The sequence below is a fragment of the Gillisella taibaishanensis genome (genome assembly GCF_001938985.1).
In the GTDB taxonomy this organism is placed as follows: Bacteria; Pseudomonadota; Alphaproteobacteria; order Rhizobiales; family Rhizobiaceae; genus Allorhizobium; species Allorhizobium taibaishanense.
Genome location: NZ_MKIN01000021.1, coordinates 473,753 through 497,317 on the forward strand (window position 1 = coordinate 473,753; position 23,565 = coordinate 497,317).

Below are 23,565 nucleotides of genomic sequence, written 5' to 3' on the forward strand. Positions count from 1 at the left end.
GCCGAAAGACAGACGCCGTCTTTTCTTGTCACAGTGCATTCGCCTGAGGCGGCGTGCTAATCAAGGATTGCGACGGCACGGCACCAGCCAGCCGATCCGCCCTTGATCTTGACCGGCAGGCAGGACACGGTGAAGCCATTGCCCGGCAATTCATCTAGCTTGGTAAGCTTTTCCATATGCATGAAAATGCCTTCGCGACCGGCCTTGTGACCTTCCCAGATCAGGCCGGCATCGCGCGTTTCGGCAAAGCGCTTCGCTGTCACGGGGAACGGCGCATCCCATGACCATGCGTCGGTGCCGGCGATGTGGATGCCCTGGCTCATCAGCCAAAGCGTCGCCTCCCGGCCAATGCCGCAGCCGCGGCCGAGATAGTCGGGACGTCCGTAGGCGGCACCGGCCGCCGTATTGATCAGCACGACATCGAAGGGCTGCAGCGTGTGGCCGATGGCTGCAAGCGCGGCGCGAAGGTCGGCTGAGGTTGCGACATGCCCATCCGGGAGATGGCGCAGATCAAGTTTCACGCCTGGGCGAATGCACCAGTCCAGCGGTACTTCGTCGATCGTCCAGGCCCGTTCGCCACCGTTCATGGTCGAGGCGAAATGCCAGGGCGCATCGAGATGCGTGCCGCAATGGGCGGTAAGATTGAGCTGTTCGACAGCCCAGCCTTCGGCGCCAGGCACATCTGCGATATCGAGACCGGGGAAAAACTGCAGGACTTCCTCGGTACCTTCGGCATGGCCGGAATAGGTTATCTTGGGCCCAAGGCCCGGCGGATCCGCCGGCACGTCGTTTTCGATTGCAACGGAAAGGTCGATGATCTTCATCACGGTTCTCCTGAAAGGGCAGCTTTGGCAAGGGTTTCGAGATCGGCATCCGCCTTGAAGCCGAGCGCCAATGCCTCACTGGCATCAAGCGGCGGCATGGCGCCAAACAGCTGGCGCAACGTCTCATCCGAGCCCCATGTCACGTTCGCCGGCCTGCCGATATAGTGGGCAACCGCCACGGCAACCTCACCAGTCGTAGCCACCAGAGCCGGCGGCTGGACAAGTGTCACGCGCCCGGCTTCTAATTGAGCAGCATTTAGCAGCAAATCGACCGCCGCCCTGCGCGATACCCACCAGCAAACGCTGCTTGCAGGCACTGGACATGCATAGGCTTCGCCGGCGGCGATGCGGTGAAACAGCAGGCTCATAAAGGCTGAGCCATGGCCGCTCTCGGTCTGCGGTCGCGCAACGATGCCAGGGAAACGCAGACTGATTGATGACAATACGCCGCGCCGCGCCATGTCTGACAAAAGATATTCCGTCATCAGCTTATGCGCGCCATAGGTTAAGTCAGGCGTCGTGCGGGTATGGATTGTCACTGCGTCGTTGCCCAGCGTTCCATAGACGCCAATCGACGAGGCAAACACGAAGCGGGCGCCTGGGCGCCGCTCCGCAACGGCCGTTGCAAGCGCGATAGGTGCGAGCAGGTTAGCCTTCTGGCCAAGCGCCTGTTCGCGCTCGGCAAGCCCGCCCGGGACGCTGGCGAGGTGAAAGACTAGGTCGAAGCCCGGCTCCAGCAGTGTCTCCAGAAAGGCTGGATCTGAAAGATCACCGGCGCTCTGGTCAACACCAGCAAGCGCCGGCTCGGCAAAAGCGCGGTCTGTCAGAACAAGCTTTTCAATTGGAAGGGGCGCCAGGGCAAGCCGGGCTGCAAGGCCCCTGCCGAGAAAACCATCCGCTCCCGTTACCAAGACGCGCATCAGGCTTGAACCACCTTCTGGTCGATGACGCCAAAGGGCGTCGAACCATCAGGCATGCGTGCCTCCATCCGCACCCGGTCACCCCAAGTCAGAAATGGCGTGCGTGCCTGGCCCTGATCAAGCAGCTCGATAACCCGGATCTCCGAAATGCAGGAAGAGCCGGCAGCACGGTCCACGTTTGATACCGTGCCTGACCCGACGATCGTACCCGCCGAAAGACGGCGGCTGCGCACGCAATGAGCAATGATCTGACCGAAGGAAAAATGCATTTCCTGGCCGTTCGCATCGCCGACACGGCGACCGTTGATCTCGACATGCAGTTGAAGAGCGACCCGGCCCTCCGCCCAGTGGGGACCAAGTTCATCCGGCGTGATGGCAACAGGCGCAAACGAGGTCGAAGGTTTCGCCTGGATAAACCCGAAGCCGCTGCGCATTTCCTGAGGACCGACTGCTCGCAACGACCAATCGTTGATCTGTACGATCAGTCGCACCTGCTCAAGCGCCTTGTCGGCCGTCGCCCCCATCGCAACGGGAGCCAGAATGACACCAAATTCACCTTCCATGTCGATCATCATCGCATCATCGGGAAACTCGACATCGGCAAGCGGACCGCGAAAGTCGTCGCTCGCACCCTGATAGACCAACGGAATAGTTTTAACATCCGGCTTGGGCGGATGATTGAATGCCTTGTCCATCAGGTCGCCGTGATTGAGGAAAGCGGATGCGTCCAGCCATTGCGGTGAGCGAGGCATGGGGGCGAGACACCGCTCCGGCTCGAAACGAGTGGCGAAGGGTTCGGTATGATTGTTCAGCCGCTCATAAACCTCGGCAAGACGGGGCGCGACAGAATCCCAATCTTCGATAGCCGCCAGCAATGAGGAGGCAATGCCAGTCGCCGGCACCGCGCTTCTGAGGTCACGCGAGACGATCCACAATTGACCGTCGCGGCTTCCGTCGTGATAGGTTGCAAACTTCATAGTGATCTTATCCTCTTGAGGTTTCGGCCTGAGAAGCAGGACTGCAATCCCGATAGGACAGACGCGAAAATCAATGATCAACTCGTCACTACCATCGGGACGAGGCTTAACAGAGCGATGGCGCCAAACCTGCCGGCTTAACGACCATTCAGGCTTTCCGCGATCGCGGGATCTAAGACGCCGGAGACCAGAATAAACAGCATCCGGCAGGGCTTGCCGGATCGGTTGGCCCAGGCGTGGTTAGTGCCGCGCTGGATCACCACCGAGCCGGGCTTGAGGACCATTTCGCCATCATCGACAACAAGGGTCATCTCCCCTGTTATGACGATGCCGTAATCCAAAGACTTTGTGCGATGCATGAGCGGATGTGGCGAATCTTTGCGAACCGTCGAGGCAGTCTCATCACCAATCTGCTCAAAGGCGGCGCTCATCCGTCCAGCACCCTTTTCCAGAAATTCCTCCGTATCCGGCGGAATATCGACGAAGCGCATGCGGGTGCCACCGGGCGGTGGAAGCAGGGTCAGCGGGCCAAGCGTCGGATCGGCGCCATTATCGAGGACGGCGGGTGTGGAACCCGTCGACCAGACTTCGTGAAAAAACGTGCCGGGAATGGCTGCCAATTCAACCACGGTCGGCAGAGGGCCGACCTGACTGAGGATGGCGCGCCCGTCGGGGGAATGGCCGGTGACGACACGGGTGATCGCAGGCAACTGCGTCATGCTGCTTTTGCCTTAGTAAAGAACCCGATGGAGGTGAACCCAAACACGATTGCAGCGATACCAAGCGCGGCATAACCGAAATTCTGCCCGAGTGCACCGCCGACAATTGGACCGAGGGCGGCACCAACCATCAGCATCGCCGGCGTCGCCGCGACAGCCCGGCCAGTGGGGTCAAGCTTTGCGAGATGCCCGAAAACGAAGTTATGGGTGAAGATCTGCACGGAGACGAAGACTGCCGCGGCGGCTGCCCAAAGTGGAAAAATAGTCGCAGACGTAACGATCAGGGCGAGAACAATCTGTATCAGCGGGCCGACCTGCGTGACAACGGTTGCCCGCACCCGGGTCTGAAGAACGGCAGCGAGAGGCGACGGGAAGATAAAATTGACGAAGCCCAAGGCGATCAGGACGGCAAGCACATTCTCAGGCGAAAAGCCACGATCCTTGCCGATGACTTCGACAAAGGAAAATACCATGGCCTGATTGAAGGTCATGATGCCGATACCGAAAATCGTAAGCCACGTCGCACGGCTGAAAGGCGTTTTTTCCGGCTCTGAAGATGGGTCTGGATTACGGAACATCAGTCCGCAGGATACCGCAGCAATAGTCATGATCAAGCCGAAGACCTGGAAGATCACCGCACCGCCGAATTTGATCAGCAATTGTGGGATGACCCCGAGCAACAAGATGGCAAACAGACCGAGAGCGACGCCGGCTATGGCATAAAGCCGATGGGGGTTAGACGACCGCCCAATCGTGCCGTGAACCATTGATAGGGCAACCCCGATCGCAAGACCTGCTACGAAATGGAGCAGCGCCAGCATAACGAAACTGGTCTCCATCGAAGCCGCCCAAAAGGCGGCCGATGCCGCCGCAAAGCCGACGAAAGCCCAAAGCCGCTGGTTCATCTCGTTAAACCGCGATGCGACAGTGATGCTGGCGGTGACCGCCCCCACCAAAAACAGCGTAACAATAGCCCCGGCTTGCTGAGGGCTGAATGCATACCGTTCTACCAGCGCACCGACCCAAATGGGCAATGTGACGAGATCCAGCATGCCGCAAAAATTGCCGATGATGAGGGCAGCAGATCCCGCGAGCCCGAATTTCTGTCCAGACATTTATACTCCTCCAATTTGTTAAAACGCTGGCCAGTGCAGGCAATCTCCCAATCGCCGGCGCTGCTCCTATTGATCAGATGGCTTCCGCCAGAGTCTTCATGGAGACCTTCATGATCGAAGCGTGCTCTTCGTGGCTACCGTTGTGGATCTCGATATCCGCGAGCTTGCCGGAGTTTTCGACCACCATCCGGCACCGCTCCCAACGGCGCGCTTCGAAGGCCGCCAGGGACCCATTGAGGGTACTGCCCTTGGCAAGCTCCTCGGCCAGAACCATAGCATCCTCGATGCCGATGCAGGCGCCAGCCGCCAGATGCGGGGTGGTCGCGTGAACCGCATCGCCAATCAGCGCGACACGGCCTTCGTACCAGGGCCGAGGCAGCAGCATCTGCTCGAGCGGGCGATAGACGATCTGGTGCTCAGAGGACAGTTCGGAGGCAATTTTACGAATGGTCGGAGACTGGAACCGAAGGAGCAGCTCGCGTAGACGCTCGACAAAGGTTTCCGGCGCGATGAAATCGTTCGTCGGGCGATCTTCGGTCAGAAACAGATACACCTGGTCTTTATTGACGCAGTTTAAGCCAACCTTGACCCTCGGCCCCATCCACATGACAACCGTGTCAACGTTTTCCGGCTTCGGCAGAACGGCACGCCAGACAGACTGCCCGATAAAACGGGGCTTCGGCGCATTTGGAAAAGCCTTAGCGCGAACGGCCGAATAGAGCCCATCGGCACCGATGACGAGATCGTAAATGCCATGGCTCCCGTCGCTGAACGTGACGCGTGCGCCATTTGCTTCCTCGACGATATCGGTGAAGGTGACACCGAGCCGGATCTTCGTGGAGGAGGACTTAACCGCCTCGGACAGAATTTTGGCCAGCGCCGGACGCATGATGCCAGCACCGCCGGGAATGTCTGGACCTGCAACGCGTGGCGTTGGAAGCGTCACCAGGACAGCATCGTCGGGTCCACGGATCTCGACACCATCGCTGGCATTTCCCTCCTCCATGAAACGATCGATGAGACCGAGTTGGTTCAGTACTCGCAACGTAGAGCCATGCAAACTGATACCGGCACCATAAGAGCGCCAACCCGCGTCGATCTCGACCAGATCAACCTGAAAGCCCTGCCGGGAAAGCTGCAGGGCCGCGGTCATGCCTGCAAAGCCGCCGCCGATCACCAATATGTTGTTTATGCCGGAATTCATTGTTTTTCCTCCTGTGCAGCGGCGGCGACGAAAACGTCACCCTCCTCGCTCACTGCAATGTCAACGCGTGTCAGTCTTTGTCCAAGGCAGGGGCCGAGCACGCAGTCCCCCGTTTCCATGTCAAACAGAGCGCCATGAGAATGGCAGGCGAGATGGGTCTTTTCGCCGTTCAAATAGGCATCTGTCTTCCAAGCCATCGGCGTGCCCGTGCTGTAGTGGGGGCAAGAATCCAGCCATGCATGCAGGGCTCCGCCACGCCTGAGCACAATTATTTTGCGCCGAAAGTCACCAACCGGGGCGAAGCCTTTTGCTTCGCCCTCGCCGATAGCGTCCTGCCTGCAAAGATAGTGGAGAGGCGACATGAGCCCTCCCCTCTGTTCAGTGCTTCGCGCCAGGAGGCGGTCCGCCCGGGGCCCATTTTTCTTTAAGCTCGAACAGCACGATCTGTGAGGCTTCCGGACCATTGGGAGCTTCACGCGCGACCCAATTGTCGTCGTGTTTGTCCATGTCCGCGTCGTACTCGATATGGCAGCCCATCGGGCTGTTGAAATACCAGAACCAGTTCGATCCGAATTTATGCCGGCCCGGCCCCCAGAAACTCTGGTAACCTTTCTTGACGAAGCGGGTGCCGGCAACCATCAGCTCGGTCGGTCCGCCCATGTGGAACGCCAAATGCTCGATGCCCTTCATGTAATCGGGCGTGCGAATAAAGAATAGCGTATGGTGATCGTCATTGGCCTTGGGACGCAGGAACGGTCCCGCACCGGTCAGAATGTCGGTGACGACAAAGCCTAGGCGCCGACAATAAAAGTCCGTCGCGATCTCGATATCAGGCACAAAGAGCACCACATGGCTCAGGGTGCGCGGCAGAGCCGGCATTTCTTCCCACACACCGAGTTCGTTCGGCTTGCGCTGTGCAGGCGCACCCGGCGCGTTGATCTTTTCAGCAGGCATGTCGAGTTCACGGCGGGTTGTCACCTGGAATTTCAGCTCGAAACCGTGATCGTCCTTCAGCTCGATCGAGCCATCTGCAAGGCGATTGACGCGACGATCCTTCGACAACTCGGTCTCGATCGCATCCAGATCCTCCGAGGAACGCACGCCGTAAACCTGCTGGCGCAGCATATTGGAGGTCGGCAGCGGCGCGGGCAGAGAAGGGTCGGATTTGTGGCGGATAACGATGCCGGTACCGTCCAGCGTCTCAAACCGCCCACCAGCCTCGGTCACGTCAACCGGCTTAAGGCCGAAGTCTGCAAGGTATTCACAACATGCGGCGACATCGTCAACGCCAAAGACGAGATAATCGGGTCCAATGATATTCATGGGACAATCCTTTCTTTTACGAGGTCTTTACTGACCTGCGTGGAGAATAAATTTGCGAGCGCCCGTCAGGCAGAACGCCGCTTCTTCGGAGGTATTACGTCGCTGAATGGCGTCGCGGCTGGCCCGGGAAAGACCAAGGCGGCGACTTCATCTGGAAGCCACGCCTCGATGGCCTGGACCGGGCGGTGTCACAGCGACGCACGGCATGCCTGACCAAGGCCAGATAACCAAGCACCACCGCACCATGTACTTCGAACACATGGCAGGGGGTCTCGACCACGCGACGCCCAAGGCGCCTGCGGTCGCAAATCAACCCGGTTGTCATGCATTTTCCTTAGCAGACAGGCGACCGCCGAGTGTTTCCGCTACCCAGTCGGCGATATAAGCGCCGGCATTTGCCGAATTGTCGAAACTCGAATGCTGGACGCCGCCGGTGCGCTCATCAAAAATCTTGAGTTGGCGCCGCGGGCTGTTGATCAACTGGTCATAGGTGGCATGGGCCCAATGCAGAGGGATCTGGCTGTCCTTTTCGCCGTGAGTGACGAGGAAAGGCACGCGAATCCGGTCAAGGATGCCGTCGAGATGGACTTTTTCAGCTATCTGCATGAAATCGTCCATATCCTTGGCGCCCCAGACCCACATAACGTGGCTCCAGTAATGCGGGACCGGGAAATTGCCTTCCTTGGCAAGCCGCTTCTTCTGAACGTCACGCCAATCGTGGTTGGAGCCCCACACGACACCGCAAGCGAAGCGAGGCTCGAAGGCCACGGCGCGCGGACAGTAATATCCGCCGAGCGACACACCTTCCATGCCAATCCGCTTTGGGTCGACATCCGGATGCGTTTCCAACCAGTCGACAACACGGCTGGCCCAGTGTTCGCTATCGTAGCGTGCGGTCAAACCCTGAAGGCGCAGCGCTTCCCCAGTGCCCGGCTGGTCGACGATCAGAGAGGCGACGCCGCGCTTGGCGAGCCAGCCCGGCAATCCCACGAGAAATTTCATTTCCTTGGTGCTGTCGAGGCCATTGACCTGAACAAGCAGAGGAGCCGGGCCGGTCACGCCTTCAGCAGGCACGTAGAGCGCTGAGAGATGCTTGCCTTCATAGGGAATTTCCACGCGGCGGCAGCTGGAGCCGGACAAGGAAAGTCCCTTTTCGAACGACTTGAGGAACTTCTGGTAAAGCGCAACCCTGCCTTCGGAGCCATGCGCCAGCAGGCGCTCGGCCGTAAGCATGTAGTTACCGGCGCGGATCAGCTTGTCACCGGCAGATAGCAAGCAGCCGTTTTCCTCATCCTCATCAGCGAGGCTGACAAGCTTGTCGGCCATCTTGATCCAGGTCTCGCGAAAAGCTTGAGTTCCAGCGGCATCCGGTGCCTTGGCTGCCTCTTGCAGAGGCGCGCACATTTCTTCGATCTCACCCATGCGAGCACCCATTTCGATCGATAGATTGACCGAGAGGTTCCAGACATAGTTGGTCGGAAAATACTTAAACATTTAGGGTCCTCGCGCTCGCCTCCTCAGGCGACTTTTCAAAGGGAGAAGTCCGCGGCGAGCCATCCTCCGGCTCGCTGTTTTTCTCCCTGGCCAAGAGGCTTATCCAAGTTCCAACCGTTTATGAAATTGCATTGATGAATAAGTGTATTTGTAAAATAAATACTTCTGCTCTTAAAATTGGTCGCTATCTTGGGAACCGCCTTGGGAGGGGCACGTCAAATGCGTTTTAAAAATCTGGACCTTAATCTCCTCGTCGCGCTCGACACGCTGATCCGGGTCCGCAATGTCAGTCGCGCCGCCGAAGAAATGTTCATCACGCAATCGGCTATGAGTAACGCATTGGGAAGATTGAGAGATTATTTCGATGATCCGCTGCTCATTCAGGTCGGTCGGTCGATGGAACTGTCGCCGCTTGCGTCGTCGCTTGCCCAGCCCCTGCGTGACATCATTGTTCGCATCGAAGCTGCGGTGGTCTCGACCCCATCCTTTATTCCCGAGGAGTCGACAAGAAGCATCAACATGATTGTTTCGGATTATACGCTTTCGACAATCATGCCTTTGTTTTTACGGCATGTTACGGCGCGGGCACCCGGCATGCAGATACATTTCAAGCCGCAGCAAAACTATCCCCATCTTCTGCTCGAGCGCGGCGAAGCCGACCTCTTGGTGGCGCCAAGCGAATTCTGCTCCACCAATCATCCCTCCGAACTTTTACTAGAGGAGCAGATTGTTTGTGTCGTCGACGCCAACAGCCATCTTGCTCAGGGAGCGCTCACGGAAAAGGCCTTTCTCGCCGCTGGCCACGTGGTGATGCAGCCGCCGAATGGCGGCGAGACTTTTGTGCAGAGGGTTTGCGACAAACTGGGCGTAAAAATCCGCGCCGAAGTCTCAACCTTCTCTTTTGGGTCGCTGATGCTACTGGTGAAGGGATCTGACCGAATCGCCATGATACAGCGTAGTTTGGCGGAAAACCTGATAAAGCTTGGCGGCGTTCGGATCATGGAACCGCCATTTTCAATACCGCCCATGCGTCAATGCCTGCAATGGCATAGCTATCGCACCCGTGACCCAGCACTGGTCTGGTTACGGGCGCAGATGCATGAAGCGGCGCAAAAGCGCAGCATCTCCCATCTTGCAGACCTGCAGTTCCTCGCCCACGGCCTGTGAAATTTCCGGGGGCTTGGACCGCCTGCGTGGCGTAGTTCAGCTCTATAAAGGCTCGCAGTGGCGTGAGACCCACGTCACAACGCCGTCGAGAGACCGAAATTCAGCCATGGCGCGGCAGGCGAATTCAGGCAATTCGGCCTGAGCCATAGCGGTGAGATCCTTGCCGGGGAGAAGCTCCAGTGTTGCGCTACAGCCGCCTTCCCGAAGGCCGGCAAGGCAAGCCGCCCAATCCACGGTCTGGGCGAGCTGCGCTGACAGCACCTCAATTGCCCGCTCGCGCGAGCGCACGAAACCGCCGTCAATGCCGGCCAGAACGGGGATAGGCGGATCTTGGAATGTTACCTGCTGCAAGGCACGACGAAACACCGGAACGGCTGATGCCATCAACGGCGAGTGGGATGCGATCTTCACGGACAGCCGCGTCGTATGAGCGCCAGCACGTTCGAGCGCAGGCGCCAGACGCTCCAGATTGGCAGCACTTGTCGCCACGACAAAACGATCCGGGCCATTGCGGATGGCCACCGACGCATCAAACGTATCGCAAAGAGGCGTAAGAACCTGCTCCCGCAGGCCGCGCACCGCCAACATGCCGCCTTCTTCGCTGGACGCCTGGTCCATCGCCTCGGCACGCTGGCGCGCCAACCGGATGACATCGGCAGGCGAAATTGCCCCGGCGCAGCCATAGGCTGCCAGCTCACCAATGCTGTAGCCCGCAATGGCCAGTGGTTGCGCAAGACGCTCACGCAGAGCGGCAAATGCCGCCATTTCCACGGCGCAGAGAATCGGCTGAGCGACCGCATTGTCGTAAAGCCTGCCGGGATCGCTCATGACGTCATGAAGATGTGTGCCCACGACCTGGTAAAAAGCCGAGAAGATTGCTTCGGCAGCGTCATTGCCGCGCAGGCGCTCCAACATGTCGGCGCTTTGTGCGCTTTGTCCGGGGCAGAGAAGCGCGAAACTCATTGTACGCCCTGCCTGTCCGCAAGCGCCTCCAAGCCGTCCAGAAACAAAGTACAGGACAGGAGATCGGCAGCCCCACCGGGCGAAATCCGTCGGTCGCAGAAGGCTCGGTGCAGCCGGACAGCACTGGTAAACCAGCTGGGATGACCGGCGCCGCCTCTGTCCAGCCAGGCACGGCTTTCGCGCTGCACAAAATCCAGCCCATCCCGGCCGGCACGATGCAGGATATTGGTGTCGTTCAGCACGGCGAGGATGGCAAAGAAGGTCTCGGCAAGGCAGGCGTCCTCACCATGGCCCCGCGTCCGTGCCTGTCGCAGGGCCGGAAGCGCCACCATGCGCAGCACTGGGTAGCCGGCGGCGGCTTCTTCTCGTGCGCCCGGCCCACCATGGTTGGCCGTGGCTTTCAAGCCGTTCGAGTGTGGTTGGGCAGGAGTGGCGCCGAGAATGGCCCTGCCCCAAAAAGCCGGGATCGCCAGGCAGATGCTGTTGGCATCCAGCCGCAACCCCTCAGCGGCATGTCGACCGGCTGAAGCCGCGAGCAGGCCGAGATTGAAGATCGCGCCGCGATGGGTGTTGATCCCGCCGGTCGCGGCCATCATCCGCCGTTCCGCTTCGATGCCGAGATCACGCAGAACTGGAAACTCGGCTCCGGCAGCACCCGCCGACGTTATCGCCGGAAAATAGGTGCGCAAGGAAAACAAACTGCGCATGAAGGTCGCCATCGTCATGTCGCTATGGGCGCCATTGTCGACCGGGCTGACCAAGCCGGGTTTGGGGTAAAAGGCCAGTTCGCCATAGAGCGCACGGATCGCAGCCCGTCCAATGACTTGGCTGATACCAGGCGCTATTTCGGTCGAAGATTGAAGTGGCAACGTCTGCGGTACAAATTCCGCCATGCTAGGCTCCAAGTCGATCGAGAACGGTCGCCCGTGGCACTAGGCGCACACCGCCATGCCGCTTTTCCAGCAATTCGTCAGCACCGAACATCAACTCGCGCATCGGCACGGCACAGCCGTCCGGCAACAGAACTTCGCCGTCGATGCGCGGCTGATCATGCGAGGCGAGAACAGCGGCGAGTGCGTCGATCCATTTCAAATCAGAGTTTACGGCCTTGGCAGGACGCAGTACCAGATCAAGATCAGATTGCGGATGTAGATACGTCTCACCGGTCTGCATCTGCCAGGCCAGCGACCCGAACACCGACGCCGCAATGTCGAAGCGGTCGGCTACGGCGAGCACTGCATCAATCGTTGCCGACCAGCTTGCCGGCGCAACAATTCCCGCCTGGTCGAGGGTGACTTCGGGGAAAAGGGCCGCGACGGCTGTCTCATCCACCCATAGCCCAATCCGCTGCTTATCCGGCGTGGCATAGCCCAGCCGCAGCGATGATGGCGGATCATCCGGCTGCGCGGACGCAACCACCAGGCATCCACCGGTATCGATCCATTCGCAGAGCCGCTCCCATGTATGCTCTTCGGCGCTGCAAGCCGGGATCGGCCGCAGGTTGTCGCGCCAACAGGGTTTCAGTGTGACAAAACGATGCCGCTCAGGCCGCATCGCTTTTCACCTTGTCGCAGACGACACGCGCGAGCTTGCGGCCCCCACGGGCCTCGCCATCATGCCGGCGTCGGTCGGTGGTGCCATCTGCTGTATCCTTCAAAGCCCCCTCAAGATGCGCTGAGAGATCGCCGTCCCAGATCGCCTTGACCGCGCCCATCGCCACATAGTTTTCGACGCCGGGGGCAGAGACCGCGCTGTCGCGCGACAGTTCCTCCAGCCGCTCCACCGGGATCTTGGTGACGCGGGACATGGCCGGCAGGTTCATCACCCGCATTTCCGCCTCCGGCAGAGCATAGCAGACATCCGCTAGCAAACCGGACGACAGGAAACCGGCGCTGACCGCCTCGCCATAGACGAGACCGATGATCCGGTGGCCACGGCGTCGGGCGACATCGACGCATTTCGCCAGATGTGCGATATAACCGTTAAGGCCCAGCAATTCGTCGCGTCGGCTCATCTTCTGGCCGGCTGTATCGACCAGAAGCAGGATCGGGCTGCCGGGCCGCTCCTTCATTATTGTGATCAGCGCCTGCGCCATCTGCATGGCAAGATCGATGCCGACATGGGCCTTGTCGCGCGTGCCAACGACGTTGACGACGTGGCCACCCAGCTTTCCCGTCCCCGACAGAAACTGTTCTTCGAGGGAGATCTCATGCCCCTGCGGAAACAACCGGTCCAATACGTTTTCAACGGTCATAGCGAGATCCTCTTGTCGTCCACGGCCTTGAGGAAGGCCTCGGCTTCGAGCAGCGGAATATCTTCGACATGCTCAATCCCCGCCGACTGCCAGATATCGCGTGCATCGGAAGCTGTGCCGAAGCGCTCGACCCGCGCTTTCAGGAAAACATGTTCAGCCTCGATAGCATCGAGATCCAGCGGATCGGCTGGACGCAGCCAGTCGATCGCTGCTGCCCGGAATTCGTCGATATCATCTGAAACAAAGCCTGAAGCCTCGCCGATGATATAGCGGTGCTTGCCGCCCGCGGTGCGCCAGACCAGCGCCCGGTCCGAGGCGTCGAACTCCTCGACTCCCATGGTGGTTTCGATGACTTCAGGACCGGACAGACCAAGCCGGCCCTCTTCCGACATCACCACCGCCGTGCAGAGCCTTGCCGCAATGCCCATGCCGCCGAAGACGCCGAAGCGGCCGCCGTCGAGCACGATGACAGGAATCTGGGCGGCGCGCAGATTAAGAATGGCGCGCATGACTTCGGAGACGGCGATCAGCCCGGCATTGGCTTCATGCAGGCGCACTCCGCCGGATTCCAGCAGCAGCAGGACAGCTTCCGGCCGCTCCGCAAGAGCACGTTCCATCAAGCCTACGATCTTGGCGCCATGCACCTCGCCAACCGCACCGCCCATGAAGGCGCCTTCCTGGGCAGCGACAAGAACAGCCTTGCCATCCAGCAGGCCCTTGCCGACCACCACGCCATCGTCGAAGGCCGCAGGTGAGCCAAGCACTTTCAGATGTGGGCTGACGACGCGGTCCTGCGGCGGCAGAATTTCCTGAAAGCTGCCGAGGTCGAGAAGCCCGTCGATGCGTTCGCGGGCGGTTGCTTCATACCAGGTTCCACTCATCGCTCGCCAGCGCCTCCCCGGCCGCTATAGATTTTCAAGGCCTGATCCAGCCTGAGCGCCACCACGGCGGGCGTTGCTCCGGCATCGTTGATCGACATCCTGATGTTGCCGATCTTCCAGCGCTCGAACACGTCGCCGAGCACCGCCTCCCAGATGCGACCGAAGCCCACGGCCGCCGTCTCGACCTCAATCTGGCAGGCACCGCCGAGATCGGCGGGCTCGATCAGCACTTCGAGATTACCGGAGCCCAACACGCCAGAGATGACCGGCTGATTGCGGGCGGCGAGCGGCATTCCGCCCGCAAATTCGAATAGAAGCTTTTCCATGACGATCACTCACCAGTTGCGGAACCGAGCCGGGGGATTGTAGAGGCCCTTCGAAGCGCGCACGAGGTCCTTCATCGATTTGGCGGCGAGCAGATCGCGGGTCGCCAAGGTAACATCGACACCGAGATCCGCAGCGCGGCGTATGATGCCCCGGTCGCGCAGGTTCTCCACCATGGCCTTGTCGCGGTCGAGGCCGACGGAGGTATAGCCCGCCACGCCTCGAATCGCCTGTTCGCGCTCTTCCGGCGTGCGGCAGAGCAGGAGATTGGCGATGCCTTCCTCCGTGACGATATGAGTGACGTCGTCGCCATAGATCATCACGGGCGGCAGATCGAGGCCGGCGCTTTCGGCGAGTTTCCAGGCATCCAACTCCTCGACAAAGGCCGGTGCCATATGCTCGCGGAAGGTCTCGACCATCTGCACGACAAGCTTGCGCCCCCTCGGCATGGAACCGGTCGAGGCCTCCTGCCCCGCCTTCAACCAGGCCTTCGAGCCATGGCGACGACCGCGCGCATCCGAGCCCATATTGGGGGCGCCGCCAAAGCCGGCGATGCGGCCGAGCGTAGCGGTGGAACTGTTGCCCTGCAGGTCAATCTGCAGCGTCGAGCCGATGAACATGTCACAGGCATAGAGGCCCGCCGTCTGGCTCAGCGCCCGGTTGGAGCGCATCGATCCATCGGGACCGGTGAAGAACACATCGGAGCGCGCCCGGATATAGGCATCCATCCCAAGCTCGGAGCCGAAGCAATGCACGCTTTCGACAAAGCCCGCCTCGATGGCGGGAATAAGGGCCGGATGCGGATTGAGCGCCCAATGGGTGGCGATCTTGCCCTTGAGGCCAAGGCTTTCGGCATAGGTCGGCAGGATCAACTCGATGGCTGCCGTGTCGAAACCAATGCCGTGGTTGAGGCGGGTAACGCCGTATTCGGCATAGATGCCTTTGATCGCCATCATCGCCATCAGAATCTGGATTTCCGAGATCTGTGCGGGGTCGCGGGTAAACAACGGCTCGATATAATGCGGTTTCGGGCTCTTGACGGTGAAATCCACCCAATCGGCGGGAATATCGACACGCGGCAAGACGTCGACGATCTCATTGACCTGGGCGATGACGATGCCCTGGCGAAAGGCCGTCGCCTCGACGATGACGGGCGTGTCCTCGGTATTGCCGCCGGTATAGAGGTTGCCGGCCCGGTCCGCCGCCTGGGCGCAAACAAGGCTGACGCGCGGGGTGAGATCGGTGAAATATCTGCCGAACAGTTCGAGATAGGTGTGGATCGCGCCGATCTTCAGCTGGCCACTACCAAGCAGACGCGCCAGCCGCGCCGCCTGCGGACCGGAAAAAGAAAAGTCGAGCTTGCTGGCAATGCCACGCTCGAACACGTCGAGATGGGTGGGCAGCGACAGCACCGACTGGACGATATGCAGGTCGTGAACCTGAGCCGGATCAAGACGGGCGAGTTCGGCGGCCAGAAAATCCGCCTGTTTCTGGTTGTTGCCCTCGATGCAGAGCCGGTCGCCGGGCTCGATCACGGCGGCAAGCAGCTTACCGATCTCGGCGGCAGCAACCTGTTTGCCCTGGCAGAAGGTGGCGGCGCGGGCAAGCCGCGCCTCCTTGTTCTTCTTCTGGCTATTCCAGTCACGCATGGATGGTTCCTTTATCGTATCCGGTCAGCCCAGAAGGGCCTTGACGGCAAGAAACAGGACGGACGGCCCGAGCAGGCAGCCGAACCCGGTATGAAAGGTTGCGACGAGAGCGCCATAGGGCACCAGCCGCCTATCTGTCGCCGCAAGCCCGGCGCTGACGCCGCTGACGGTACCGGCCAAGCCCCCGAACACCATGGCCGCCTGCGGATTGTTGAGCCGCATCGGCCGAGCCAGCACCGGCGTAAACACCATCACCAATATCGCCTTGACCACACCTGTCGCAATCGACAGCGCGATCACATCGGAACTTGCCCCGATCGCTGCACCCGTGACCGGACCGACGATATAGGTAATCGCGCCAGCGCCAATGGTCGAGAGCGCCACCGGATCGCGATAACCAAAAGCATAGGCAACGCAGACTCCGACGATGAAGGGCAGGACCGTGCCGAGAACCAGCGCCAGGAAGCCGAGCCATCCGGCCTTCTTCGCTTCCTCCACATGCACTTCGCTTGCCGTTGCAACGATGGTGAAATCGCGCATCATCGCACCGCCCATCAGGGCCAGACCGCCGAATTCGGCGATGTCAGCCAAGCCCTTGGCCTTGCCGGTGATCGAGCCGCCCAGCCAGGCAAGCGCAAGCCCGGCCAGCACGGCAATCGCGGAACCAGCGACACGCCCGCCAGTCAGATGCCGGCCCATCTGGTTGGATATCCAGATGACCAAGCCAATAAATGCGAAAGCGGTGACCAATTGTCCTTCGAGGACTGTCTTTTCAATCAGTTGAAACATGGCACACTCACCGCTCGGCCGCTGCATCGTCAACCGGCCCGAATGGGTCGGCAGCAATATGATTGCGCTCAATCACGCGATTGATGACGCCGACGAAGAAGAAGCAGGTCAGGAATGTCAGGACCGCGGCAAGCAGGGCCAAAGGCCCGGATTTAACGGCAACAATGACATTCTGCGTCGAGGCCATGGCTACGACGACAGGAATATACATCGCGGCCCAGAAGGTGACGCCTTTTGCCGTTTCAGGCACATACCAGCCAAGCTTCTGCATGCGGTGAATGCAGGCAATCAGCAGGATCATGGCGATGCCGACGCCCCCGACATTGGCCTTGACGCCGATCAGGATGGCGATGCCCTCCCCAAGCATGACGCCGATGAGATAACAGGCGGCGAGAAGCGCCGTTCCAAAGATAACCATAGTTCCTCCTCCCAGAACCAATTGAATTTATGAAATGCACTGCACCCTTCGTTCGCTCCTCAACGCCGAAATCGAATGCAGTGGCTTTAAAATGTATACGCAACCTATTTTCTGTATACAGAGATAAAAATAGACGGACTGTCAAGGCCTCGCTATTGCTCTGCAGGCCGTGACCGGTCACGTTTCCCTGAGTTTGTGGGATCGCGACCATGCTGATGCCTGTCATGGTGGGGGTAATGAAACCGAGTGAGGCAGTGGGTGCCGGATAATATCATCGATAGCGACAGGGCCTCGCCGTCCCTGTCGGAGCAGTTGCTTGACGCGATAGAAGAGCGGATCGTCATGGGCACCTATCCGCCTGGGACGCGGCTTGATGATGTCGAACTGGCCAAGCATTTCGGCGTGTCACGCACGCCGATCCGCGAAGCGCTCATTCGGCTGGAAACCATGCGGATCGTCGAAAAGACACCGCGCAAAGGCTGGGTCGTAACCCCAATCTCGCCGCAGAGCCTGTGCGAGATGTTCGAGTTCATCTCGGAGCTGGAGGCGCTATGCGGGCGGTTTGCGGCCAAGCGGGCGACCCCGTTCCAGCTGCAGCAATTGCTGACCGCGCATGAGGCCTGCCGCGGTGTCAGCGATCCCGACGATTATTACCGCGCCAACGAGCAGTTCCACATGGCGCTCTACCGGGCGGCGGGCAATGTCTATCTCTTTGAACAATTGTCGGAAATGCTGCGCCGGGCCAAGCCTTATCGGCGGCTGCAGCTCAGGGCGCCAGAACGCATCCGGACATCCTTTGCCGAGCATGAAGCAATCGTCGCCGCCATTCTCGCCAATGATGCCGAAGCGGCGATGGAGCGGCTGCGCGATCACGTGATGCTACAGGGCGAGCGCTTCAACAATCTGGTCCGCTCCCTGAACGACATGGCGAAATCCGGCGCAGGCTCTCGGGTTTAGCGCGCTGGGCGCAAGAAGCAAAAAACCACGCCGCCTTGCAAGGCAGCGTGGTCGTTTTTCACATCGGTTCTGTTTCGTATTATTCGGCGGCGACTGCCATCGGCTTTTCATTGTCCTGGTCACTATCACCGCCGTGCTGGATCAGCGGACGGTTGCCCGTCAGCTTGCGGGTCAGCACGTAGAAGACCGGGGTCATGAATATCCCGAAGAAGGTGACGCCGATCATCCCGGCAAACACCGCAACACCCATGGCTGAGCGCATTTCCGCACCGGCACCGGTCGAGGTCACCAACGGCACGACACCCATGATGAAGGCCATCGAGGTCATCAGGATCGGCCGCAGGCGCAACCGGCTGGCCTCAATGGCGGCACGCACCGGCGTCCTGCCTTCGAATTCCAACTCCCGGGCGAATTCAACGATCAGGATCGCGTTCTTCGCCGACAGTCCGACCAGAACGATCAAGCCGATCTGGGTGAAGATATTGTTATCTCCCCCCGTCAGCCAGACGCCCGTCAAGGCAGCCAGCACACCCATAGGCACGATCATGATGATCGCCAGCGGCAGGGTCAGGCTTTCATACTGGGCAGCCAGCACCAGATAGACCAGCAGCAGTGCCAGCGGGAAAACCAGGATGCCAGAGCTGCCGGCCAGGATCTGCTGATAGGTCAGGTCAGTCCACTCGTAGCTGATCCCCTTCGGCAGAACTTCGCCCGCAATCTTCTCGACAGCCGCCTGGGCCTGCCCGGAGGAAAAGCCTGGCGCCGGACCACCGTTGATATCGGCAGCGAGGAAACCGTTATAGCGGTTGGTGCGCTCCGGACCCGTCGTCGGATCAACCTTCAGCAGCGCCGAAAGCGGGATCATCTGACCGGCGCTAGAGCGGACCTTCAACTGACCGATATCATCAGCCGTGGCACGGAACTTCGCATCCGCCTGCACCCGCACGCTGTATGTCCGGCCGAAGGCATTGAAGTCGTTGACATAGAGCGACCCCAGATAGATCTGCAGCGTCTGGAACACGTCGGTGACAGACACGCCCAGCTGTTCGGCCTTGGCCCGATCAAGATCGGCATAGAGCTGAGGCACGTTGATCTGGAAGCTGGAGAACAGTCCAGCCAGTTCCGGCGTCTGATAGGCCTTGGCGAGGAATGCCTTGGTGGCCTCGTCCAGCGCCTGATAGCCAAGCCCTGCCCGGTCTTCGAGTTGCAGCTTGAAGCCACCTGTCGTACCAAGCCCCTGGACCGGCGGCGGCGGGAACATGGCGATGAAGGCATCCTGGATGGCGCCGAATTTCTGGTTGAGCTGCATGGCAATCGCCCCGCCAGACAGATCGGCCGTCTTGCGCTCCTCAAAATCCTTCAGCGTCACGAAGACGATGCCGGCATTGGAGGAATTGGTGAAACCGTTGATCGACAGGCCCGGGAAGGCGATAGCATGATCGACACCCGGCTGGGCGAGCGCGATATCGCTCATCCGCTTGATGACGTCTTCCGTCCGGTCCAAAGTCGAGGCATCAGGCAATTGCGCAAAACCGATCAGGTATTGCTTATCCTGCGCCGGCACGAAGCCACCCGGCACCGCAGTGAAAAGGCCATAGGTGGCACCCGCCAACACGAGATAGACCACCATCACGATGCTCTTGCGTGACAGCAGGCCGCCGACGCCCTTACCGTAAGCGTTGGAGCTGGCACCGAACGCACGGTTGAAGCCACGGAAAAACCAGCCGAGCAGGAAATCCAGCCCGCGGGTCAACCGGTCCTTCGGCGCATGGTGGCCCTTTAGCAGCAGAGCAGCCAGCGCCGGAGACAGGGTGAGCGAGTTCAGCGCCGAGATGACCGTCGAAATGGCGATGGTCAAGGCGAACTGACGATAGAACTGGCCCGACAGACCTGTGATAAAGGCGAGCGGCACGAAAACCGCCACCAAAACCAGCGCAATCGCGATGATCGGCCCGGAGACTTCCTTCATGGCCTGATAGGTGGCCAGGCGCGGCGACAGTCCGTTTTCGATATTGCGCTCGACATTTTCGACCACGACGATGGCGTCGTCAACAACGATGCCGATGGCCAGCACCAGGCCGAACAGGCTAAGCGCATTGATCGAGAAGCCGAAGGCATACATGACCGCAAACGTGCCGATGATCGAGACCGGCACGGCAATCAGCGGAATGATCGAGGCGCGCCAGGTCTGCAGGAACAGGATCACGACCAGAACCACCAGCGCCACGGCTTCGAGCAGGGTATCGACGACCTTCTCAATGGACGAGCGTACGAATTTCGTCGTGTCGTAGACGATCTCGTATTTCACGCCGTCGGGCATAGCCAGCTGCAGCTCGTTCATGGTCTTCACCACTTCATCGGAAATGGTGATGGCATTGGAGCCGGGTGCCTGGAACACCGGAATGGCGACGGCGGCCTTGCTGTCTAGCAGCGAGCGCAGGGAATAATCGGAGGCACCAAGCTCGACACGGGCGACGTCGCGCAGGCGGGTGATCTCGCCATTGGTACCGCTCTTGACGATAATATTGCCGAATTCTTCCGGCGTCTGCAGCCGACCCTGTGCATTGACGTTCAGCTGCACATCGACGCCCGGAAGGCTCGGGGATGCCCCGATGATGCCGGCGGCGGCCTGAACATTCTGCTGGCGGATAGCGTTGGTGATATCGCTGGCGGCCAAACCATGCTCGGCAGCCTGCTGCGGATCGATCCAAACGCGCATCGAATAATCGCCCGAGCCGAAGATCTGTACCTGCCCGACGCCTGGAATGCGCGCCAGCCGGTCCTTGATGTTGAGGACGCCGTAATTGCGCAGATAGGTGATGTCATAGCGATTGTCGGGCGAGATCAAGTTAACGACCATCATCAGGTCGGGCGAGCTCTTGACCGTAGTGACACCAAGGCTTTTCACTTCCTCAGGCAAGCGTGGCTCAGCCTGCGAGACGCGGTTCTGCACCAATTGCTGGGCCTGGTCGGGGTCGGTGCCAAGCTTGAAGGTGACGGTTAGCGTCATGACGCCGTCAGACGTCGCCTGGCTGGACATGTAGAGCATGCCTTCGACGCCGTTGATCTGCTCTTCCAACGGAGTGGCCACCGTCTCGGCAATCACCTTGGGGTTGGCGCCGGGATAGGTTGCGCGCACGACGATGGATGGCGGCACGACATCGGGATATTCGGAAATCGGCAGCGCGCGCAAGCCGATCAGGCCCGCCACGACGATCAGAACCGATAGCACCCCGGCAAAGACCGGGCGGTCGACAAAAAATCGGGAGATGTTCATTTCAAAGCCCTCTCCGGCGTAAAACAACTCCGTTTCCGGGCAAGACAAAGCTGCCCCGAACAAACGGTCTCGAATGGATGGGATGGCCCTGCCCGGCTATGCGGCCGGGCGGGATAAGTCAGTATCGGTAGGGGTTAGCGCGATGCGGCGAGCTTTTCTTCCGGCTGCGGCACAACCGTTGCGCCGGGCCGGACGCGCTGCAAACCATTGACCACAATGATATCGCCGGCATTCAACCCGCTTTCTACCACGCGCTGGCCTTCGGAAGCGGCACCCAGCTGCACTTGACGATAGTTGACCTTGTTATCGGCACTGACGACCAGCACGAATTTCTTGTCCTGATCCGTGCCGATGGCGCGCTCGCTGACCAGGATCTTGTCCTCGGCCTTCGGCTGGCCCATGCGTACCCGCACGAACTGACCAGGGATCAGCTTGCCGCCGGGATTGTCGAACACGGCCCTGACCCCGATCGTGCCGCTGGCGGCATCAACCTGGTTATCGATCAATTGCAGCTTGCCCTTGATCGGCGTGCCTTCATCGGCCAGCGTGCCGATTTCGACCGGGATCTGGTCGATGGCGGCCAGTGGTCCATCGGTCTGCGGCAGCTGCGAAAGCGCTTGGCTTACCAGCCTTTCGTTGGCACTGAAGCTGGCATAGACGGGATCAACCGATACCAGCGTCGTCAGGACCGAGGCGCTGGAGCCTCCGGCGACGAGATTGCCCGCCGTAATTTCCAGCTTACCGACCCGTCCCGCGACCGGTGCGCGGACCTGGGTGTAATCCAGCTCCAACTGAGCCGATTGCAGCGCCGCACGAGCGGTGGCCGCGGCGGCCTGTGCCTGGGTAAAAGAGTTGCGGCGCTGATCCATGTCGCTTTGCGAAATTGTGCTGTTGCCTGACAGTTTCAGGCCTCGATCCAGCTCGATGCGCGCGAGATCCAGCTTAGCTTCCGCAGAAGCGAGTTGGCCTTCTGCCTGGTCGACGGCCGCCTGGTAGGGCGCCGGATCGATGGTGAACAGCAAGTCGCCGGCCTTGACAAGCGAACCTTCGCGGAAATGCACCGATTGAATGGCACCACCGACCCTTGGCCGAACCTGCACGCGTTCAACGGCTTCCAGACGGCCGGAAAACTGCTCCCAGCGCGTGAAATTCTGGCTCTTCACCGTCGCTACGGTCACCGGCACCGCCGGCGCCTGGGCCGGGCTGGACGCCGCCGTCGCCTGTTGGCTCATCGGCAGTTCAAGAAAGAAAGAGGCGGCTGAAATGGATGCAAAAAGCCCCAGGCCGGCGCCCAAAAGGGCCCAGCGTTTTGTATTCGATGACATTGTCAATCTCCTTGCGGCCCCCACAGACCGCTTTTGATCAATCGGGCTTGGCGACCTCCGGTCGACTGCCGATGTGTTTTACGAATGCTGCGAACTGGAGCGCCAATTCCTGTTGCCAGGTGGGTGGCGCGCCCGGATCGCCGCCGTATATTGATGACCAGCCAAGTCCCGGCGGCAGGACGTGGCGGCAAACGTGAACGCCGGCCTCTTGAAGGCTCTGCGCAAAACCAAGGCCCTCGTCGCGCAGCGGATCATCCTGTGCACTGACGACAAGCGCCGGGGCAACTCCGGCCAGACGCGAACAGAGACGCGGCGCCGCATAGGGGTGGCATTTTCCACCACTCAGATACTGGCTCCATCCCTCACTCCAGCGCCGCTCCATGCCAATCCCTTCGGCTTCGCGAATGGAGCCTGTGCCCATGAAGGGATCGAGCAAGGGCGACAGAAGAACCTGACCGTCCAGCTCATTTGCGTGGTAGTCCCGGGCCTTCAAGGCAATGCCTGCGGCAATATTGCCGCCGGCTTCCTCACCCGCCACAAGCAGCAGAGACTTGCGATCGCCCAGGCCGGCCCGCTTTCGGGACAGGTAAGAAAAGATTGCAAAACCGACTTCCAAAGGGCTCGGAAAAACCGGACCCAGCGGAGCATTGTAATCCGGCACGACCACGATAGCGCCCGTACCGGCAAGACAATCAGCGACCTGGCTGTCGATCAGACCAGTCTGCGCAAAGGCCCCGCCGTGAAACAACAGCACGACCGGCGGCCCCTTGGCATATTCGGCGCCTTGATACACGCGTGCTGGCACCGGCCCGACGGCCAGCTTGTCCAGCACCATGTCCTTCACCTGCACCGACATTAGATTGCTTTCCTGGTTTGCGACCCAAATCCACAGGACATAGCCGCTGACGGGAGGCCGCCTCGCGATCTCCTCTTGTCATCTGAAGCAAAATCTATTGTTATTCGCGCCTGGGAACAAGAATGCTTA

Annotated in this window: 23 protein-coding genes; 2 read left to right on the plus strand and 21 right to left on the minus strand. The window is 60.1% G+C overall.

Annotation, left to right across the window (positions count from 1 at the left end):
* Positions 1-56: 56 nt before the first annotated feature.
* The 9 genes from BJF91_RS09300 to BJF91_RS09340 all read right to left on the minus strand — a co-directional run bounded on the left by BJF91_RS09300 (position 57) and on the right by BJF91_RS09340 (position 8,576).
* Positions 57-824 carry a cyclase family protein gene (locus tag BJF91_RS09300; protein ID WP_075614201.1) on the minus strand — a complete coding sequence of 256 codons (768 nt, stop codon included), beginning with the start codon at positions 822-824 and terminating at the stop codon, positions 57-59.
* Positions 824-1,744 carry an NAD-dependent epimerase/dehydratase family protein gene (locus tag BJF91_RS09305; protein ID WP_075614202.1) on the minus strand — a complete coding sequence of 307 codons (921 nt, stop codon included), beginning with the start codon at positions 1,742-1,744 and terminating at the stop codon, positions 824-826. Before BJF91_RS09305 ends, BJF91_RS09300 begins: the two co-directional genes overlap by 1 nt.
* A complete protein-coding gene (locus tag BJF91_RS09310) occupies positions 1,744-2,721 on the minus strand; it encodes a fumarylacetoacetate hydrolase family protein (RefSeq protein WP_075614203.1) in 978 nt (325 codons plus the stop codon). Before BJF91_RS09310 ends, BJF91_RS09305 begins: the two co-directional genes overlap by 1 nt.
* A gap of 137 nt (positions 2,722-2,858) precedes the next feature.
* Positions 2,859-3,440 (minus strand): cupin domain-containing protein, encoded by a 582-nt coding sequence (locus BJF91_RS09315; RefSeq protein ID WP_075614204.1) that lies wholly within the window; start codon positions 3,438-3,440, stop codon positions 2,859-2,861.
* Positions 3,437-4,555, minus strand: coding sequence for an MFS transporter (locus tag BJF91_RS09320; protein ID WP_075614205.1), 1,119 nt, complete (start codon positions 4,553-4,555; stop codon positions 3,437-3,439). The genes BJF91_RS09315 and BJF91_RS09320 overlap by 4 nt, the downstream gene beginning before the upstream one ends.
* A gap of 73 nt (positions 4,556-4,628) precedes the next feature.
* On the minus strand, positions 4,629-5,759 hold the full coding sequence (locus BJF91_RS09325; protein WP_075614206.1) for an FAD-dependent oxidoreductase: 1,131 nt from the start codon (positions 5,757-5,759) through the stop codon (positions 4,629-4,631).
* Positions 5,756-6,223 (minus strand): Rieske (2Fe-2S) protein, encoded by a 468-nt coding sequence (locus BJF91_RS09330; protein WP_324615709.1) that lies wholly within the window; start codon positions 6,221-6,223, stop codon positions 5,756-5,758. Before BJF91_RS09330 ends, BJF91_RS09325 begins: the two co-directional genes overlap by 4 nt.
* Complete coding sequence (locus BJF91_RS09335) at positions 6,138-7,082, minus strand: VOC family protein (RefSeq protein ID WP_075614208.1); 945 nt, start codon at positions 7,080-7,082, stop codon at positions 6,138-6,140. The genes BJF91_RS09330 and BJF91_RS09335 overlap by 86 nt, the downstream gene beginning before the upstream one ends.
* A 321-nt stretch (positions 7,083-7,403) precedes the next feature.
* Positions 7,404-8,576 (minus strand): alpha/beta hydrolase family protein, encoded by a 1,173-nt coding sequence (locus tag BJF91_RS09340; RefSeq protein WP_075614209.1) that lies wholly within the window; start codon positions 8,574-8,576, stop codon positions 7,404-7,406.
* Between the two features lie 189 nt (positions 8,577-8,765).
* Here BJF91_RS09340 and BJF91_RS09345 point away from each other — a divergent pair, with 189 nt between their 5' ends.
* Entirely contained in the window at positions 8,766-9,743 is a 978-nt protein-coding gene (locus BJF91_RS09345) for a LysR substrate-binding domain-containing protein (protein ID WP_139310643.1), read from the plus strand.
* 42 nt (positions 9,744-9,785) lie between these two features.
* Here the strand turns inward: BJF91_RS09345 and BJF91_RS09350 are convergent, their stop codons facing one another.
* The 9 genes from BJF91_RS09350 to madL are packed head-to-tail and all read right to left on the minus strand — an operon-like array spanning position 9,786 to position 17,021.
* Complete coding sequence (locus BJF91_RS09350; RefSeq protein WP_075614211.1) at positions 9,786-10,706, minus strand: ACP S-malonyltransferase; 921 nt, start codon at positions 10,704-10,706, stop codon at positions 9,786-9,788.
* Positions 10,703-11,599 (minus strand): triphosphoribosyl-dephospho-CoA synthase MdcB, encoded by an 897-nt coding sequence (gene mdcB / locus BJF91_RS09355; RefSeq protein WP_075614212.1) that lies wholly within the window; start codon positions 11,597-11,599, stop codon positions 10,703-10,705. Before mdcB ends, BJF91_RS09350 begins: the two co-directional genes overlap by 4 nt.
* A gap of 1 nt (position 11,600) precedes the next feature.
* Positions 11,601-12,260 (minus strand): malonate decarboxylase holo-[acyl-carrier-protein] synthase, encoded by a 660-nt coding sequence (mdcG, locus tag BJF91_RS09360; RefSeq protein WP_075614213.1) that lies wholly within the window; start codon positions 12,258-12,260, stop codon positions 11,601-11,603.
* Positions 12,250-12,960, minus strand: coding sequence for a biotin-independent malonate decarboxylase subunit gamma (mdcE, locus tag BJF91_RS09365; protein WP_075614214.1), 711 nt, complete (start codon positions 12,958-12,960; stop codon positions 12,250-12,252). The genes mdcG and mdcE overlap by 11 nt, the downstream gene beginning before the upstream one ends.
* Positions 12,957-13,841, minus strand: coding sequence for a biotin-independent malonate decarboxylase subunit beta (locus BJF91_RS09370; protein WP_075614215.1), 885 nt, complete (start codon positions 13,839-13,841; stop codon positions 12,957-12,959). The genes mdcE and BJF91_RS09370 overlap by 4 nt, the downstream gene beginning before the upstream one ends.
* Entirely contained in the window at positions 13,838-14,167 is a 330-nt protein-coding gene (mdcC, locus tag BJF91_RS09375; protein ID WP_075614555.1) for a malonate decarboxylase acyl carrier protein, read from the minus strand. The genes BJF91_RS09370 and mdcC overlap by 4 nt, the downstream gene beginning before the upstream one ends.
* A 9-nt stretch (positions 14,168-14,176) precedes the next feature.
* Positions 14,177-15,814, minus strand: coding sequence for a malonate decarboxylase subunit alpha (mdcA, locus tag BJF91_RS09380; protein ID WP_075614216.1), 1,638 nt, complete (start codon positions 15,812-15,814; stop codon positions 14,177-14,179).
* A 24-nt stretch (positions 15,815-15,838) separates the two neighbouring features.
* Complete coding sequence (gene madM / locus BJF91_RS09385) at positions 15,839-16,603, minus strand: malonate transporter subunit MadM (RefSeq protein WP_075614217.1); 765 nt, start codon at positions 16,601-16,603, stop codon at positions 15,839-15,841.
* Between the two features lie 7 nt (positions 16,604-16,610).
* The gene (gene madL, locus BJF91_RS09390) at positions 16,611-17,021 is read right to left on the minus strand and encodes a malonate transporter subunit MadL (protein ID WP_075614218.1); all 411 of its coding nucleotides are present in this window, start codon (positions 17,019-17,021) and stop codon (positions 16,611-16,613) included.
* 258 nt (positions 17,022-17,279) lie between these two features.
* Here madL and BJF91_RS09395 point away from each other — a divergent pair, with 258 nt between their 5' ends.
* The gene (locus BJF91_RS09395; protein WP_234801583.1) at positions 17,280-17,978 is read left to right on the plus strand and encodes a GntR family transcriptional regulator; all 699 of its coding nucleotides are present in this window, start codon (positions 17,280-17,282) and stop codon (positions 17,976-17,978) included.
* A gap of 79 nt (positions 17,979-18,057) precedes the next feature.
* Here the strand turns inward: BJF91_RS09395 and BJF91_RS09400 are convergent, their stop codons facing one another.
* From BJF91_RS09400 to BJF91_RS09410, 3 genes are all read right to left on the minus strand, one after another.
* Entirely contained in the window at positions 18,058-21,255 is a 3,198-nt protein-coding gene (locus BJF91_RS09400; RefSeq protein WP_075614219.1) for an efflux RND transporter permease subunit, read from the minus strand.
* Positions 21,256-21,389: 134 nt separating this feature from the next.
* Positions 21,390-22,580: an efflux RND transporter periplasmic adaptor subunit gene (locus tag BJF91_RS09405; RefSeq protein ID WP_075614220.1), complete on the minus strand. Its 1,191-nt coding sequence runs from the start codon at positions 22,578-22,580 to the stop codon at positions 21,390-21,392.
* A 37-nt stretch (positions 22,581-22,617) separates the two neighbouring features.
* Positions 22,618-23,436 carry an alpha/beta hydrolase fold domain-containing protein gene (locus BJF91_RS09410; RefSeq protein ID WP_075614221.1) on the minus strand — a complete coding sequence of 273 codons (819 nt, stop codon included), beginning with the start codon at positions 23,434-23,436 and terminating at the stop codon, positions 22,618-22,620.
* Positions 23,437-23,565 lie beyond the last annotated feature (129 nt).

Coding starts and splice junctions, on each gene's coding strand:
- BJF91_RS09300 (WP_075614201.1), bottom strand. CDS start 824: ATGAAGATCATCGACCTTTCCGTTGCAATCGAAAACGACGTGCCGGCG.
- BJF91_RS09305 (WP_075614202.1), bottom strand. CDS start 1,744: ATGCGCGTCTTGGTAACGGGAGCGGATGGTTTTCTCGGCAGGGGCCTT.
- BJF91_RS09310 (WP_075614203.1), bottom strand. CDS start 2,721: ATGAAGTTTGCAACCTATCACGACGGAAGCCGCGACGGTCAATTGTGG.
- BJF91_RS09315 (WP_075614204.1), bottom strand. CDS start 3,440: ATGACGCAGTTGCCTGCGATCACCCGTGTCGTCACCGGCCATTCCCCC.
- BJF91_RS09320 (WP_075614205.1), bottom strand. CDS start 4,555: ATGTCTGGACAGAAATTCGGGCTCGCGGGATCTGCTGCCCTCATCATC.
- BJF91_RS09325 (WP_075614206.1), bottom strand. CDS start 5,759: ATGAATTCCGGCATAAACAACATATTGGTGATCGGCGGCGGCTTTGCA.
- BJF91_RS09330 (WP_324615709.1), bottom strand. CDS start 6,223: ATGGTCCGGAAGCCTCACAGATCGTGCTGTTCGAGCTTAAAGAAAAAT.
- BJF91_RS09335 (WP_075614208.1), bottom strand. CDS start 7,082: ATGAATATCATTGGACCCGATTATCTCGTCTTTGGCGTTGACGATGTC.
- BJF91_RS09340 (WP_075614209.1), bottom strand. CDS start 8,576: ATGTTTAAGTATTTTCCGACCAACTATGTCTGGAACCTCTCGGTCAAT.
- BJF91_RS09350 (WP_075614211.1), bottom strand. CDS start 10,706: ATGAGTTTCGCGCTTCTCTGCCCCGGACAAAGCGCACAAAGCGCCGAC.
- mdcB (WP_075614212.1), bottom strand. CDS start 11,599: ATGGCGGAATTTGTACCGCAGACGTTGCCACTTCAATCTTCGACCGAA.
- mdcG (WP_075614213.1), bottom strand. CDS start 12,260: ATGCGGCCTGAGCGGCATCGTTTTGTCACACTGAAACCCTGTTGGCGC.
- mdcE (WP_075614214.1), bottom strand. CDS start 12,960: ATGACCGTTGAAAACGTATTGGACCGGTTGTTTCCGCAGGGGCATGAG.
- BJF91_RS09370 (WP_075614215.1), bottom strand. CDS start 13,841: ATGAGTGGAACCTGGTATGAAGCAACCGCCCGCGAACGCATCGACGGG.
- mdcC (WP_075614555.1), bottom strand. CDS start 14,167: ATGGAAAAGCTTCTATTCGAATTTGCGGGCGGAATGCCGCTCGCCGCC.
- mdcA (WP_075614216.1), bottom strand. CDS start 15,814: ATGCGTGACTGGAATAGCCAGAAGAAGAACAAGGAGGCGCGGCTTGCC.
- madM (WP_075614217.1), bottom strand. CDS start 16,603: ATGTTTCAACTGATTGAAAAGACAGTCCTCGAAGGACAATTGGTCACC.
- madL (WP_075614218.1), bottom strand. CDS start 17,021: ATGGTTATCTTTGGAACGGCGCTTCTCGCCGCCTGTTATCTCATCGGC.
- BJF91_RS09400 (WP_075614219.1), bottom strand. CDS start 21,255: ATGAACATCTCCCGATTTTTTGTCGACCGCCCGGTCTTTGCCGGGGTG.
- BJF91_RS09405 (WP_075614220.1), bottom strand. CDS start 22,580: ATGTCATCGAATACAAAACGCTGGGCCCTTTTGGGCGCCGGCCTGGGG.
- BJF91_RS09410 (WP_075614221.1), bottom strand. CDS start 23,436: ATGTCGGTGCAGGTGAAGGACATGGTGCTGGACAAGCTGGCCGTCGGG.